Here is a 16,151-nt window from a genome sequence, read left to right as displayed (position 1 = left end):
GAGAATTGAGACATCAATATGGCAATAAACTGATCCCACCGGGAAGCCGCTCTAAATTTCTGTCCAACATGGTGTACTTTAGCAAGTTGTTCAAAATCCTGTCGCACAACAGGTTTAATTAGCTCATGAAATACGGTATTCTGATGTGACAAAACCTGAATCCTGGTCGTTAAAGTGTTTGTTTGCACTCATATTTTAACTGTTAGGACTCAGGTTTTTTTATTTAAAGCAAACTATGGGACAGCAGTGGAGAGTGCCCCTCTTTTAAAAAGAGGGGGCTTTTATTTTTGACTATGCGATTGAGCGAATATTTTCAGCCAATTGTGCCAGCGCTTGATCATCCGCCCTTCGAGCATCATGCGATGAAATATAGCCCTCATAAGCATCAAAATACTTATCGACTGAAGAATTAATTGGCTGCCATTTTTCATGGGTATTTTTAGTCTGATGCATTGGAAATAGCTTGGCATGCACATGATCGACACCAAATCCCTCGAACACCATTGCTGTTCGGCCAACGTCATCAAAATAACGATCCAATTTTAGGGCTACCTGCTTGGTATATAAAACCAGATTTGTCAGCACCTGGTCACTCAGTTCAAAGGCATAGCTGGAATAATGCTGTTTTGGAATCACTACGCTTGCGCCCAATGTATTGGGAAATATAGTAAGAAACGCCATAAAATCATCATTTTCATCGATTAAATGACATGGCAATTCCCCTTTTACCATTTGACAGAAAATACAATTTTTACTCATTTTAAGATCCCCTAAATTTTTATATTTTTTAAAAACTTCAATGAAATTTACTTTATTTTTTAACAATATAAATTATAAAATTATGACTCTTCAGACTGTTTAGCTTAAAAAATTCAGTTAAGTGGTTTAAACCTCAGCCACCACATTACGTCCTTTGGCTTTGGCCTTAAATAACGCCTCATCGGCCTGTTCCAGTAAAGCAATCCATGACTCTGCACCAATCGCTACCCCAATACTCACCGATACATGAATATCTTCATCAGCTGAGGTCAGAATAGAATGCTCAGCGACTTCAGTCCGGATTTTATTCGCTAGCATGAAAGCATGCTGCATCTCGATATTTTCAATCAGGACCAGAAACTCATCACCGCCATAGCGAACCAGCAGATCCGAAGCACGGACATTGGCTTTTAAGCGTTCTGCAACCAGTTGAATAACCTGATCACCAATAATATGCCCATATTGATCATTGACCTGTTTAAAATGATCAATATCAATAATCATCAGGCAGGTTCGCTTAAACTGGGTCGGATGCGTTTCCATAAAACGTATATATTCATCGAGCGCAAAACGGTTAGCCAGTCCGGTCAGGGAATCGGAATGGGCAATATTTTTCAGTCGAAATTCTAATGCTTCACGCTCTTGCAGCGTATGCTGCAGTTTTTGAATTGCTGTAAATAAGGATTCAGTAGGCCGGTCTGTTTTTAGTTTTGATGGTGCTTGCTTCCGTTCAGACCCAGTGGACAAATCAAATAAAATTTTACGTGCGCGAATTAAAGGAATAAAGATGCGTTTACGCGCAAAAATCATGGTCAAAATTGCCGTAATCAGGGAAATTCCAGATAAGGCCACCGTCCAGATCAAATGATTCAGACTGTGGCGCATTTCCTTAATAGCCACATCTTTGGTGTATTGCAGTAAATAGTTCTGCAAATCAATCACTGTTGTAAATTTATCTACAATGGCTTCAGTCAGCTGGGTTCCAGTTAAATAATAAGGACGCTGCTGGCGGCTATCTTCAATCAGTCGCTCCACAATCGGTAAACCTTGCTGAATAAATTCAGTGCCGACCCGTTGATGTAAACGAATAAATTCATCAGTTTTGTCCTGAACAGGCTGTAGCGTATCAATAATATCCCAGAGGTAGCGTACCTGATGCTGGACCTGCAAGGAACGGGTAATGTTTTGCTCTGGAATCTGGGTTCCAAATGTCACATGTGCCATGACATTTGACGCTACCCGACCCGATTGATCCCTGAGATCAGATAAAAACAGGATTTCACTCATGTAATTATCCAAACGGGCAGATGGCGTAGCAGAGGCAATCACTACTCCTTTCAGAATTTTACGGCTGCTATCCCAGGCAGTAAACATGGCGAGAATAGCCTGATCCATTTCCTGTGCAGTACGTTCCGGGCGAGGTATTTGAGTATAGAGATCGACCTGCTGACGTCCATTCTGCAAGCTCGGTTTCAATTCAGATAAAAGTTGCTGGCTTAGGTGATTAAAACCAACCTGATCGAGTGCCTGAGCCGTAATCTGCATCTGTTGATCGACTTCCTGACGGTAATCGCTTAACTCCTGCTGATGTTTGGCAAATTCCTCAACCGAGCTGGACATTACTTTGTTGGCGGGTGCCCGTTCACGGGAGATTTTATTGGCGAGATCGGTGACCTGTTGTAAGGCATCAAGCTGCTGATAGGTTTGTTTTGATTTTAAATAATGTTGAGTACTATCAATAATCAAGGGAATACAAATACACAATAAACATAAAATAATGATCGACATCGACCAGTACAGATGTTTGCTGATTTTCTCAGAGCGCAAAGTATTCATCTTGATTTTTAGTCCTTCACATGAATCAAGGACTCCCCATTTAATAGTAGATAGATTATACAAATAAACGCCTACTCATCATCAATATTTCTTCCCAATTGCTTTGATTTTCAGAAGGTTTTTCTTATGTTCTTAAAGGTTTTAACTCTTTATATTTTCAGGATTTTTCATCTGTTATCACTAAAATATAAATAGGAATGAAAATTTCATAATTTAAAATATAAGAAAATTAAAAAACTCGCTTTCTGAACTATTTACACGTGCAACAATTAGGTGCATAATGCACTGCATTAGGGCGAGTTAAATTATTCCTCAGCAGATTTTTTGATTTACCCGCAAATTTTGGCGAAAAAACCTCAATTTTATATAGAAATTGAGGTTTTTTTTTGCAACTTTATAGAACGAAGCAATTTTTAAATTGAAATAATGCACCATTAAGGTGCACTTAAGAATCATCTTTGACGGCTTTCTATACTAGTTTTTCTAATCTTCTTTTATGAACTAATCCGTAGACTGATGCTTCTAAAAAATTCTGGCAAAAAAAAGCCCAACCTTGGGGAAAGCTGGGCCGATAAAAAACAAAAATATGTGGAGAATCAGTCAAATTATCATGTAAAAACATGAACTCTAACCTGATTTTTTTATTATCAGTCAATTTGGTAACAATGTAAAGCACATTAATTTACTAGGATTTATGACATATCACAATTTATAGACAAAACAGTGAAATACATCACATTATAACCCTGATTTTGTCGCTAAACCGACCAATTCTTTCATAAATTTGTTTTATATTACAGTTTTTATGCTTTTCTTAAATTCAGTGTAGTAAACATGATTATTTTCATGATAAGTAAATTGGTTTTTTGAATTAAAATCCATTATTCAAACTAATTAAACAATCAAAAAATCCTTTATTAATTCATTTTCCTGATTAGATCTAACAATTTATTTTGTATACAACATTGTTATTTAAGCTTTTTTCTAAAATAACTAAATTTTCTAATTAGAAGACTATTAAACAAAATCAATACAATGATTTTGCACAAAAAAATAGCAATTTTAAATCAGATTGACTTGATAAATTGTTACAATACAATACGTTTCTGTTGTACATCTTTTGTAACAAAATGGTAAATATCATGAAAAAACTCGGTTTAGCCACTGCTTTATTATTAGCCATGACCGGTGCTCAAGCATATCAATTTGAAGTTCAAGGTCAGTCAGAGTACATCGACAACACTGCGAATGACAAAGACTTCACTGGCGCTGTTCAAGGTACTTACTACTTCAAAGATGTAGACGCTTCTAAAGGTCCTTTAGCTGAAGCTGCTTTCATCAACCAGGCATCTAATGTTTCTGCTGCTTATACATACGGCGAAAACGGACAAGAATCTGGCAATCGTACTGTACACCATACTTTTGGTGCAAAAGGTGAAGCTTACATCCCAACTAAAGTTGTTCCTGCTTATGCAAGCGCTTCTTATAGCCATACTATCACTGATAGCAAAGCTGGTAACCCAGATGACAATGGCGACCGTTATGCATTAGAAGTAGGTGTACTTCCTATTCCTAACTTCCTGGTAGCTGTAGGTTACACAAGCGTTGCAGACCAAACTTCTTATGACGCTTTCAACATGTTCAACAACGGCGTTGCTAAAGCTGCTATCGAGTCTCAAACAATCGCTGACGACCAAGATGCAATCACTGCTCGTACTAAATATGTAGGCGCAATTGACGGCACTAACATGTCACTTGGCTTCGAAAGCGGCTTGGTTTATGGTGAAGATACTGCTTACAATCTAGGTACTACTTTGTACATCAACCCTAAATTAAGCGTTGGTGCATCTTATATGGAATCTAGCTACGCTAACTCTCCAGACAAAGCTTGGGGCGCAAACGTAAACTACTTCATCACTCCAGCAGTTGCTGTAGGTGCTAGTTATGTGAACTCAAACTACGAAGCAAATCTTGCTCAAAATGCTGTAGTTCGTGATACACAAACTGTAGGCTTAAATGCTAAATTCCGTTTCTAATTTCTGATTAGTCACTGAATAAAAAAAGGACGCATCAGCGTCCTTTTTTATTGGATCAAATATTTATTCTGGAGAACGGACCAGACTTAAAAAGTGCAGATGACGTTCATATTGGTCAATGATGTCCTGGATTAAATCTTCCTGAGTCCATTCCATCACATCATAATTTTGCCCCCCTTCCCTTAAAAAGACTTCTGCCTGATAAGATTGCGGAGAATCTGCATCCGGCATAAAGCTCGGTGCTAAAGTCTGGGTAGCAATGACCTGATAAATAAAGTTCATTTCATTCTGATGATCGACACGTAACTCGATCCCATCTTCCAGTTTAAAGATTTTCACCTGGATGTGACGACGTTTCAGTTCAGCCTGCAAACTGTTAAAGGCTTTACTGACCATCGTATCAATATAATCACGTACTTCATTATGCGTATGCGGATAATGCATAATTAAACCGAGTCGCTGTTGCCAGCTACGCGGGTTCTGAATGGCCCGTGGGGTAATACGCGCAGCTTGTAGCGCATGCATTTTCGTTACATCCAGATGCAGGGCCTTAATCAGTCCCCAGCAAATCAGCAGCATAATGAATGTGAACGGTAAGGCACTCATAATCGTAGCCGACTGCAAGGCTTCCAGCCCACCTGCCAGTAACAGAATGATGGCCAATAAAGCCATTAACACGGTCCAGAACAGACGCTGCCAAGTCGGTGAATTCTCGGTTTTCGCCGTGAGATAATCCGTGACTAATGATCCAGAATCTGCTGAAGTGACAAAGAACAGGATAACCAATACCGTAGCAATAATACTGGTGACTGAATTAAATGGCAGATTACCTAAAAATTCGAACAGCGCTACAGAGGAGTCACGTTGTACTGCCTCAAGCAGATTAGTATTGGCTTCATGCATGATACTGAATAATGCAGCATTGCCCATAAAGCCCATCCAGATCAGGGTAAATCCGGTAGGAATCAGTAGAACCCCAACAATGAACTCACGGATACTGCGGCCTTCGGATACTCTGGCAATAAACATCCCGACAAATGGTGACCAGGAAATCCACCAGGCCCAATACATAATGGTCCAGCCACCAATCCAGCCACTAGGCTGATAGGCATACAGATTGAAGGTCATACTGAACAGGTTTGCAACATACTGTCCAGAATTCTGGATAGTGGTCTGCAGAAGATAGATACTTGGACCGGTAACAAAAACAAAGATGAGTAACAGTAAAGCAAGCAGCAGATTCAGTTCAGCCAGGCGTTTGATGCCCTTATCCAAACCAAAAAATACGGACATTGATGCCATTACAGTGACGGCAATAATCAAAATGACCTGAGTACTGGGGGTCTGCTCAACTCCAAATAGGTAATTCAGACCCGAATTAATCTGAGTCACCCCAAAACCTAAAGTTGTCGCAACCCCAAATACTGTCCCTAAGGTGGCAAAAGTATCTACCCCGTCTCCGATTGGGCCATGAATCCGGTTGCCGATCAGTGGATATAAGGCGGAGCGAACTTTTAAAGGCAGGTTATGTCGATACGCAAAATAGGCCAATGACAGACCCACAATGGTGTAAATCGCCCAGGCATGCAGGCCCCAGTGGAAGAAGGTCACGCGAATAGCCTGCTGTGCGGCCAGTACAGTTTCCGGGTCACCAGCAGGCGGTGTGACATAGTGCATAACCGGTTCGGCAACACCGAAAAACATCAGGCCGATCCCCATGCCTGCGGTAAACAGCATGGCAAACCAGGATGCCTGGCTATATTTTGGCTGACTATGGTCGGGCCCGAGTTTAATTTTCCCCATATCGGACAGGGCAATATAAATCAGGACAATCAGGAAGATCGCCACGGAGAGGACATAAAACCAGCTAAATGAAGTGGTAATCCACGCATTCATTTGCTTGGTCAACAGGTCGAATGAATCAGGTGCCAGTATTACCAGTCCCAAAAAAATGGCGATAATCACCACTGTACTAATAAAGACATTCGGATTGATATTGGCAAACCAGGATGAAGGTTTGGAAGGCATAGATCCCCCATTTTTTTAATAGATTGAATGCCGGGAGGCTTGAATCATTATTGATAAGTAAAAACATTCTGATCGAGAGAATTACGATCAAAGATACGTTTTGGACCTTAAGATTTTAAAATATTCAGGAAAATAAAGCCGTTAAGTTACTGTAACCAAGCTATGCAGCTCTGTACGTTCTATTCCTCAGGCTTTCTATGCTTATGTTGTATATGAGTCTGTTTAGGAAGATGAGAAATATACTGTAAGGCAATCAGACGCGAGACTATTAAGGCCAGATACATTACCCCGACAAACATCTGGATAATGGCCAGCATCCGTGCGACCGGACTGACCGGCATCACATCAGATAATCCTGTAGCAGACTGCACACTAAAGCTCAGAAAGAGCAGATCCAGCCACGGCTGATAAGCTTTTAGATCTGGGTCCGAAAAGCTGTAAGGTACCCATAACTGGCAAATGCTATAGAGAAAAGCAAAGCCCCAAGCCAGCAATGTGAAAACTGCTCCCGCTGCAAATAGTTCGTCTTTGGTCAGATAACGGTCATGAAACATATAACGTAACAGGCCATACGCTGCACTGAAGTAGGCACTGGCTTCAAACAGATGCGCGACGATCATGATCCAGGTATAGCGCAGCCCCAACACAATTAATGACGAAAAGAAGATGGCCCCTGCGACAAAGATGAGTCCCAGAATGGTAAACATCGGAGTCTGACGAATTACCTTGGCAATCACCAGCAAGACCACCACCCCCAGCATCCATGTACCCGCGCGATAAGAAACGCTGTCATAACTCAGCATCGACAGAATCAGAATCAGTAACTGCAGACATAGCAGCCAGGCAGAAGGCAGATACTTAAAATGGGTCCAGAATCGTAGCAGGGAGTGCTTCATGAGATTTGTCTTGATGTCCTGTCGAGCATCATTATTGTTATCGCTGGCTTAACATAGCATGATCTAGCTGATGGTTAGAAACAGGATTGTATAAAAATCATTGAAATCTCAGTTAAAAATAGCTGTATTTAATTTTAGATAACCTATCCCAAAGTATTTCATTGGGTAGCTCAGGTATTTTATCGCTATAAAAAAAGCCCCCATCAGGATAATGCCAGTCAGTTAAGAAATTGACTGGCATTTTCTTGGGTATTTCAGTGGTTTACCTTTCACAACTCTTGGGCAACTTCTAACCCTCCTCTCAGGCAAAACATACCTCCTAGATTTCTCCAGTAAACTTTCTAGATGTTTGGGTAAATTCCCTGCGGAGTCTAAAGAGTCGAATCTTAATATATTAAGGATGCCGATAGATGCAATATGAAAGCTGATTCTCAAAGGACTGACTTTTGCACGTTGAGCCATATATTTCATTTGTCTTCTTAGAATATTATAAGCAATGAAGACACCCCATAATTCTTGATAAATTAAATCAGGTTGCTTGCTCCTCAAATGCTTACTTTCCTGTAAACCACTTTTGATTTCTCGGTAACACATTTCTATTTCCCAGCGCTGAGCATAAAGCTTTGCTAAGGCTAGCAGTGGATATATCTTTGAATCTATTAATGAAGTGATATAGCGTCTAATTTTTCCTGCCTGCTCAACTTCAATCAAACGCGCTTCCCAATAATCCCCTAATGTTGAATTCAGCTTCTTGGCTCTTGCTGATATTGGCATCCTGATATGAAAGTCATGCTGGGAATTACGCTTAATGATCTCATAGCGTAAATTATCTTTTGCGCGCATAAGCCAATGGCTTGCCTCTGCACGTGTTTGCCATCCTATTAGAAAATCAGCAGAAAAATAGGCTCGATCAAACAGAGTAATACTATGCGATGGAGGACATAATCGATTTGCCAGTGTAAGTTCACCTTGATCCATGCTACCTATTTGGGCATCAATGATTTCATGGGTGTTGGTATTCACCAGACAGGTTGCTCTCACTTGCGGATAAGGTGCTACCGCAGTTTTACCCTTAGATGAGCCAAAGTGTGCAAAATTCTCATCTGTATAAGGCATAGACCAAACCACCCCGTCAACAGCACATACACTAAGGCCATGAAAGTTTGAGTATTGCTGTTGGGATTCTTCAAACCAGGCTTGGCTGAGTAGAGAAAACAAGGCATTCAAGGGCTCTCGCCCTAAGCGTTGTCGTGCTTGTACTGCTGCACTGGGAACGCAATATTCTGTGGTACCAAACACAAGTTTTAGTTGCTCTACCACATACCCGATCGGCTGATCTCGAAACAGGGCAAGCCCAATCACCAGCCATACCACATGTTCGGCAGGTAATTTTCTTCTCCTGATAGAAGCCTTACCTGTTTGACGCAGGCTCTCTTCAATCCAATTTAAATCAATGAATTCACTGAAATGGCTAAGTGAAGGTAGAGAATGTTGAAGAGTACAATCTAAATTTTCAGATAAAGTCATAAAAAAATGAGCGTATTGGCATACACTCATTTTTACTACATTTTTCTAATGTCTGCTTAACTGACTGGCATTACCCATCAGGAGGCTTTTTTAGGACATCAGATCTTAATGATCAGATGCACCTGAGATTCCAATACCTGTTTGTGAGCGAACAAACTGTGCATCGAAAGCTTTGCGTTCTGCCTGTGCTTTCACTGAGCGGTCTGTGATGGAGAAGAACCAGCAGCAGAAGAAAGACAATGGCATTGCAAATAATGCAGGACCATTAAATGGAACGACTGGTGTATCTGAAATCGCGAAAGTATCTACCCAAACGGCTTTAGACAGTACAATCAGCACTACCGCAGTCACCAGACCAACCACGCCACCAATGACAGCACCACGTGTGGTCAGGCCTTTCCAGAACATAGACAGTACTAGTACCGGGAAGTTGGCACATGCTGCTACCGAGAATGCCAGACCTACCATGAAGGCAACGTTTTGCTTCTCGAACAGAATTCCCAAGATCATCGCAAAGATAGCAAGACCAAGAGTTGCAATTTTAGACATGCGCAGTTCAGATTCAGGTGTAGTACGGCCTTTCTTGAATACGTTTGCATACAAGTCATGTGAAATTGCTGAAGCACCTGACAAGGTCAAACCTGCAACTACCGCAAGAATGGTTGCGAATGCCACTGCAGAAATGAAGCCCATGAACAGGTCACCACCCACAGCATCTGCCAGGTGAACCGCGGCCATGTTGTTACCGCCCACCAGCTCTAGCTTGCCTGTGATTGCCATTTTTGCAATGTCCAGGAACTGCGGGTTGTTCGCTACGTATAGAATCGCACCGAAACCGATAATGAAGGTTAACAGGTAGAAGTAACCGATAAAGCCTGTTGCAACCACCACTGATTTACGTGCTTCTTTGGCATCTTTTACTGTAAAGAAACGCATCAGGATATGTGGCAGACCTGCTGTACCAAACATCAGCGCCAGACCAAGAGAAATCGCATCGACCGGATTCGAAGCGAGATTACCCGGACCCATAATCTTGGTTGCATCTGCAAGGCTCAAGTCATGTACTTTAGAGTAAACCTGAATCGATTGTTCAAACATATTGGTAAAGCTGAAACCTACGCCCTTCATTACCATGAAAGCCATAAATGTCGCACCAGACAACAGCATTACTGCTTTAATGATCTGTACCCAAGTGGTCGCTAGCATGCCACCGAAGATTACGTAAGCCATCATCAACAGGCCAACAATCACCACAGCAATATTGTAGTTCAGACCGAAGAGTAACTTGATCAACTGACCTGCACCTACCATCTGTGCGATCAGGTAAAACGCAACCACAACCAGTGAACTTAATGCAGCTAGAGTACGCACTGGTTTTTCTTCCAGACGGAACGACACTACATCAGACAGGTTAAATTTACCCAGGTTACGCAAACGTTCTGCCACCAGGAATAAAACGATTGGCCAACCCACCATAAAGCCTAGTGAGTACAGCAATCCGTCAAAACCGGACAGGAATACCATCGCGGAAATACCGAGGAAAGATGCTGCAGACATGAAGTCACCAGCAATGGCCAGACCGTTCTGGAAGCCAGAAATCCCGCCGCCGGCAGTATAGAAATCATTAGTATTTGTGGTTTGTTTGGCAGCCCATTTGGTAATAAATAAGGTTGCTCCAACGAAAATCACAAACATGATAATCGCGTGCCAGTTGGTCGCTTGCTGCTCCGCAGCACCCAGATCTGGTCCAGCAAATGCCATTGCCGAGCTGAGCAAGGTCAGCGCTGCAGCAGCAAGCGCTTGATATGAAATCCCTTTCATCTTAGTGTTGCCCCTTTTCTTTTGTAATCGCTTCCACTTCCTGAATTGCTTCTCTGTTCAGCTGATCAAGTTTGTTATTGGCAATGTAGGAATACACCCAGCACAATATAAAAGACAAAATAATGATACCGATACCTAGAGGTACACCCCAGGTCGTTACACCGCCAGAAATTGAAGACAATAGAAATTCTTTGTTGTAGCCAACAAGCAACATGAAACCGACATAGACAAATAGCATGATGCCGGTTAAGGTCCAGCTCAGCGTACTTTTTCTACGTACCATTTCTTTGAATTTGGGATTCTGTAGAATTCTTTCTACTTGGGCCTCATCCATAGTTACACTCCTGTAGCCCCACCATGGGCTTACTATTTTTTAATTCGAATTATCACTGTTGCAAAATAACAACATTTAGAATGACTTGTAATTTAGACTTTGGTCGTTAAAAAATGATCAATTTAAACTGCTGAGTGCATGATGCGGTATCATAGCGTCATGCACAGTACACATCAGGCTATATGAACAGTTGGCTCATCATAGGGGTGCTCGCCCTCTATATCACTTTACTCTTTACTTGCGCTTTCTATGGGGAAAAACATGCCAGCCGGCTGAGTACCCGTGGCCGCATGCTATTGTTTAGTTTAACTTTAGGCGTCTACTGTTCTTCCTGGACATTTTATGGCGCGACCGGTGCTGCGGTTCGTGAAGGAATTATTTTCCTGCCGATCTATCTTGGTCCCCTGCTCTTTGTCGCGATTGGTTACGATATCTGGCGCCGTCTGGGACGGGTACGCCAGCATCATGCGATTTCCTCTATCGCCGACTTCGTCGCTGCACGTTATGGTAAGAGTGGGCCTCTGGCTTCGCTGGTCACCATTCTGGCGGTGATTGCCATCATTCCCTATCTGGCTTTGCAGTTACGTGCAATTGCCTTGAGTGCGGCGGTCATTCTGGAACCTTCAGCCGGGATTGCCAGTACCACCAATAGCGTACTGTTCCTGACTGGCGTCCTGGCGATTCTGGCGATGATTTTCGGTACCCGGCAGATTGCCAACACCGAACAGCATGGCGGTCTGATGCTGGCTGTCGCCTTTGAGTCTTTTGTTAAGTTATTTGCCTTGCTGGCCGTAGCCTGTTTCTTTATTTTTGAAGCACCAGAAAATCTGCCTCAGATCAGTAGCGATATTCAGTCAACCTTCCATGATGTACAGCTGTTTGGCGTACCGGAAAGTTTCTGGGTACAGACCCTGTTGGCTGCACTGGCGATTATCTGCTTGCCACGTCAATTCCACGTAGCAGTGGTTGAATTACGGGATGAAAAACATATCCGTGGTGCACGTCGCTGGTTTGCCATTTATCTGATTCTGACCACACTGGCAATTATCCCGATTGCCAGCTGGGCACTGCATGCGGCTCCCCAATATTTAGCGATTCCAGATGTCGCGGTACTGTCTTTACCGCTTAGCTATAATCAGGACTGGCTGACCTTATTGGCCTTCTTAGGCGGTTTCTCGGCTTCGACTGGTATGTTACTGGTGTCTTCAGTCGCCCTGTCGATCATGCTGAGTAATGACCTGATCATGCCAGCGCTCTGGCGCTTAAACCTGATTTCACGGCATGACAAGCGTTTACCACTGGTACTGAAATTTACCCGCCGGATCTGTATTCTGGCCGTGATGTTGATGGGCTTTCTGTTCTTCAACTTTTTTAATGATATTGACCAGCTCTCAGTCTTTGGTCTGCTGGCCTTTAGTGCCGTGGCACAATTCGCCCCTGCCCTGATTGGTGGTCTGTATTGGCGTGGTGGGAGTAAGCAAGGTGTATATGCTGGCCTGCTGACCGGTTTCGCTTTATGGTCGTATACCCTGCTATTACCAACGATTTTGCGCAGCCTGCCAGAAGCCTATCAGCAGTTCAGCCAGAGTTTTCTGGAACAGGGTCCTTTGGGCTGGAACTGGTTACGTCCTGAAGCCCTGATCGGTTTCGAATCTTTTGATCCTTTAACGCATGGTGTGGTCTGGGCACTAGGTCTGAACACATTCCTATATATCTGGGTTTCCCGGATGTTCCGTCCAAGTGTGGCTGAACAGATTCAGGCGGAAAGTTTCTTCTACTATGAAACCAAGCCGCTTCCTTCTCAAAGTCCATCTACTGATGTCAGCTACTCGCATCAGGATGTGGCCCGTTTAAAAGTTGGTGACCTGATTACGCTGGCCAAGCGCATTACCGGTGAAGGTCCAACCATGCAGGCCTTCCAGCAGTTCTGTGCTCAAAATAGTGTGGAACTGAATGAAAATAGCAGTGCCAATGGCATGTGGTGGCGTTTTACTGAGCAGTATCTGGCCGGTACCATTGGTGCAGCCTCGGCACGTACCCTGCTGACTACCGCGATGGTGAATAATGGCCTGGCCCTCGGTCAGGTGGCGAATATTCTGGATCAGGCCTCACAATGGCAGCGTTTTAACCAGAACCTGATCATGACCATGATCGACCATATGACCCAAGGGGTGAGTGTGGTTGATGAAAATATGTGTCTGGTCGCCTGGAACAACCAATACCTGAAACTGTTCGACTATCCAAAAGATATTGTTTATGTCGGCTGTCCAATCGCTGACCTAATCCGTTATAACGCTGAACGCGGTGAATGTGGTCCGGGCTCGGTCGAAGAACATGTGCGTAAACGGATTCACTGGATGCAGGTCGGCAGTGCGCATGAATTTGAACGGATCCGTAAAGATGGCCGCGTGATTCAGATGCGGGGTAACCCAATTGAAGGCGGTGGTTTCGTGACGACCTTTGCCGATATTACTGCCTTCCGTGAAAATGAAGCATTACTGGAAGCCCGGGTTCAGGATCGTACCCAGCAGCTCGCTGATGCCCTGTCTGAACAGCAACTGGCGCGTGAACAAGCCGACAAAGCCAATATGTCCAAGAGCCGCTTTATTGCTGCCGCCAGTCATGACCTGTTACAGCCCATGCATGCTGCACGTCTGTTCAGTACGGCGCTGGAGCAAAGTGTACAAAGCGAAGAAGATCGCAAGACCCTGCAGCAACTGGATCGTGCCCTGCATGGGGCAGAAAGCATGCTCTCAGCTCTGCTGGATATTGCCCGACTGGAGGGCGGTACGATTCAGCCGAAACGCCAGGCTTATCCACTGCATGATTTATTAAGTGATCTGGAACTGCAATTCAAATCCATTGCGGCACAACGTGGCATCAAACTGCGAGTGCATGATGCCCAGTTCTGGATTGACACCGATCCACAATGGATTCGCCGGATTATCCAGAACTTTGTCAGCAATGCCCTACGTTATACCGCCAAAGGTAAGGTCGTGGTCGGTGTACTGCGTTCTAGCAACCGGCCAAATCATATCCGGATCGGGGTTTGGGATACCGGTCCCGGTATTGCTGAAGAACAGCGGATCAAGCTGTTCCAGGAATTCGAGCGATGTGGCCATACTTCGCCTTGGGGTGAACAGGGTCTGGGGCTTGGTCTCGCCATCGTGCAGCGTATGACCGGACTACTGGATTATCCAGTTCATGTTTCTTCCGAGCTGGGCAAAGGTTCCTGCTTCATGATTGAAGTACCGTTGACCGCAGCGCCGAAAGTCATTGCCGCCCCTGTTCAGGCTGTGCCATTGAAGTCCAAGGCCTTTAAGATTCTATGTTTGGACAATGATGAAACCATTCTGGAAGGCATGTCGACCTTATTGACCAAATGGGGCTATCAGGTCTTTAAAGCCACTGAACCAGAACAGGCAGCCGAAATGATCCAGCAGGAAAATATTCAGGTCTGGCTGGTCGATCAGCATTTAAATCAGGATAAAATCGGTCTGGACTTTATTCTGGAACATCGTAGTAGTGATATTCCGGTGGCATTGATTACCGCAGATTCTGATCCGGAACTGCCACAGCGCCTGAAGGATTTAAATATTGTCCTGCTGAAAAAACCGTTAAAGCCTGCTTCACTCCGTTCCTGGTTATCCGGTCTGAAAATCTCCGGTAACTAGAACTTTTTATTTCCATCTCAATGCCCATTTTAATGATTTAAAAATGGGCATTTTTTATACTGAATAAATACCTTTCTTTACCTGACTGGCAAAAAAATCAGGCCAATGTGCTAAAAGCACCAAATTTCACATAATTCCTGCTGATAAATTGCTCAAAATTATCATTTCAGCATTCTCTATGGCAAAAGCCACCAATTCTATTAATATACATGTGTACACCTAGTTACAATTATTTAAGTTGTTGTTTTAAATTAATTTTTAATCCTATTTTATGGCAGATAGAACTTTGGTCGTATTTTTAATACAACAGGCTTAGCTCTAAAAATAGACAATATAAGAAACGATCAGTTTCCATCTGACAATGCCTAAATCCTTTTGGCAGCTGGTCTATTTGCACTGCTAGATAGGAGTTATAAAAATGAAACTCGATGAATCAATTGCTCAGCTTCCCGCACAGACTCAGCAATTCCATCGCCAATATGGTGCTAATGCCTTATTACCCAGCATCGACTGGACGCAAATGTTTAAATACAGCAAACTCGACGATACCCAGATTCAGGCACTTGAAACCCTGTATCAGCATGCAGTTCCTTTAGCCCTGCAAGTTTTCGATGAACTGCATTTTGATGTCTTTGAACCCTATGCCTATAAACCGCAAGGTTTAGGTTTATTTGAACGTCTGGCTGAACAGGAAAACAAGTTGATTGAATCTCTGGAAGCGGAAGCCGAAGATTTACCAGCAAAAACCCGTCATCAGATCTGGAGTATGCTGCTGCGTGGTGGTGCCGTACTGGTCTTTAAAGCGTGGCTCGGCAAAGTGAAAAATGAAGAAGATTGCCTGGATACCACCCAGTTTGATGAACTCTCTGACTTGCTCTTTATCAAAACCTGCCCGCATGAACTGGCAGAGCACCTACAGGTCGATCCGAATAGCACAGACGAGCATGTATTCCTGATGTATGAAGATGAAGTTTATCTGGACCGTTTTAACAGTCTGGAAACTGCTGCCCTGTTTGTAGACTTAGGTGTGTATGATGCGACTTTCCTGAGTCTACGGGATGATCGCGTAGCAGAATACCTCATCTCTAAAGGCTATGTCACCCAAGAACAGATTGATGAACTGCAATCCGCACTGAATCCCATGTTCTGTACCGATGTTACCCAAAAACAGGATTATATTGCTTAATCTGGCAACATTCTCGCAATAAAAAAGACCTCATCTGAGGTCTTTTTTATTTTG

The 16,151-nt window shown here is 43.3% G+C and carries 11 protein-coding genes; 3 read left to right on the top strand and 8 right to left on the bottom strand.

Annotated features, from left to right (window positions below; genetic code table 11):
- From FTV34_RS04005 to FTV34_RS03995, 3 genes are all read right to left on the bottom strand, one after another.
- Nucleotides 1-152 (bottom strand): DUF4372 domain-containing protein (locus tag FTV34_RS04005; protein WP_141214591.1); only part of this gene is annotated, 152 nt, incomplete at its 3' end.
- Nucleotides 153-291: 139 nt separating this feature from the next.
- Nucleotides 292-759: an HIT family protein gene (locus FTV34_RS04000; RefSeq protein WP_166139514.1), complete on the bottom strand. Its 468-nt coding sequence runs from the start codon at nt 757-759 to the stop codon at nt 292-294.
- A 126-nt stretch (nt 760-885) separates the two neighbouring features.
- A complete protein-coding gene (locus tag FTV34_RS03995) occupies nt 886-2,595 on the bottom strand; it encodes a GGDEF domain-containing protein (RefSeq protein WP_180068907.1) in 1,710 nt (569 codons plus the stop codon).
- 1,142 nt (nt 2,596-3,737) lie between these two features.
- Here FTV34_RS03995 and omp33-36 point away from each other — a divergent pair.
- Nucleotides 3,738-4,631 carry a porin Omp33-36 gene (gene omp33-36 / locus FTV34_RS03990; protein ID WP_180068905.1) on the top strand — a complete coding sequence of 298 codons (894 nt, stop codon included), beginning with the start codon at nt 3,738-3,740 and terminating at the stop codon, nt 4,629-4,631.
- Nucleotides 4,632-4,694: 63 nt separating this feature from the next.
- Here omp33-36 and FTV34_RS03985 read toward each other — a convergent pair whose 3' ends face one another.
- The 5 genes from FTV34_RS03985 to FTV34_RS03965 form a co-directional block, all read right to left on the bottom strand.
- The gene (locus FTV34_RS03985) at nt 4,695-6,659 is read right to left on the bottom strand and encodes a choline BCCT transporter BetT (protein ID WP_180068903.1); all 1,965 of its coding nucleotides are present in this window, start codon (nt 6,657-6,659) and stop codon (nt 4,695-4,697) included.
- Nucleotides 6,660-6,838: 179 nt separating this feature from the next.
- Complete coding sequence (locus tag FTV34_RS03980) at nt 6,839-7,555, bottom strand: ion channel (RefSeq protein ID WP_159123809.1); 717 nt, start codon at nt 7,553-7,555, stop codon at nt 6,839-6,841.
- Between the two features lie 222 nt (nt 7,556-7,777).
- Nucleotides 7,778-9,082 carry an IS4 family transposase gene (locus FTV34_RS03975; protein WP_180068909.1) on the bottom strand — a complete coding sequence of 435 codons (1,305 nt, stop codon included), beginning with the start codon at nt 9,080-9,082 and terminating at the stop codon, nt 7,778-7,780.
- A gap of 105 nt (nt 9,083-9,187) precedes the next feature.
- Complete coding sequence (locus FTV34_RS03970; protein WP_180011055.1) at nt 9,188-10,903, bottom strand: cation acetate symporter; 1,716 nt, start codon at nt 10,901-10,903, stop codon at nt 9,188-9,190.
- Between the two features lies 1 nt (nt 10,904).
- Nucleotides 10,905-11,237: a DUF485 domain-containing protein gene (locus tag FTV34_RS03965; protein WP_004781535.1), complete on the bottom strand. Its 333-nt coding sequence runs from the start codon at nt 11,235-11,237 to the stop codon at nt 10,905-10,907.
- 182 nt (nt 11,238-11,419) lie between these two features.
- Here FTV34_RS03965 and FTV34_RS03960 point away from each other — a divergent pair, with 182 nt between their 5' ends.
- Both FTV34_RS03960 and FTV34_RS03955 read left to right on the top strand, forming a co-directional pair.
- Nucleotides 11,420-14,911, top strand: coding sequence for a PAS domain-containing hybrid sensor histidine kinase/response regulator (locus FTV34_RS03960; RefSeq protein ID WP_180052524.1), 3,492 nt, complete (start codon nt 11,420-11,422; stop codon nt 14,909-14,911).
- A gap of 418 nt (nt 14,912-15,329) precedes the next feature.
- Nucleotides 15,330-16,097 carry a hypothetical protein gene (locus FTV34_RS03955; RefSeq protein ID WP_179991934.1) on the top strand — a complete coding sequence of 256 codons (768 nt, stop codon included), beginning with the start codon at nt 15,330-15,332 and terminating at the stop codon, nt 16,095-16,097.
- The last annotated feature ends 54 nt before the right edge of the window (nt 16,098-16,151 follow it).

The organism is Acinetobacter sp. YH16038, assembly GCF_013417275.1.
Lineage (GTDB): Bacteria > Pseudomonadota > Gammaproteobacteria > Pseudomonadales > Moraxellaceae > Acinetobacter.
Note: the sequence above shows the minus strand (reverse complement) of the source record. Positions and strands in the feature narration are given on the sequence as shown.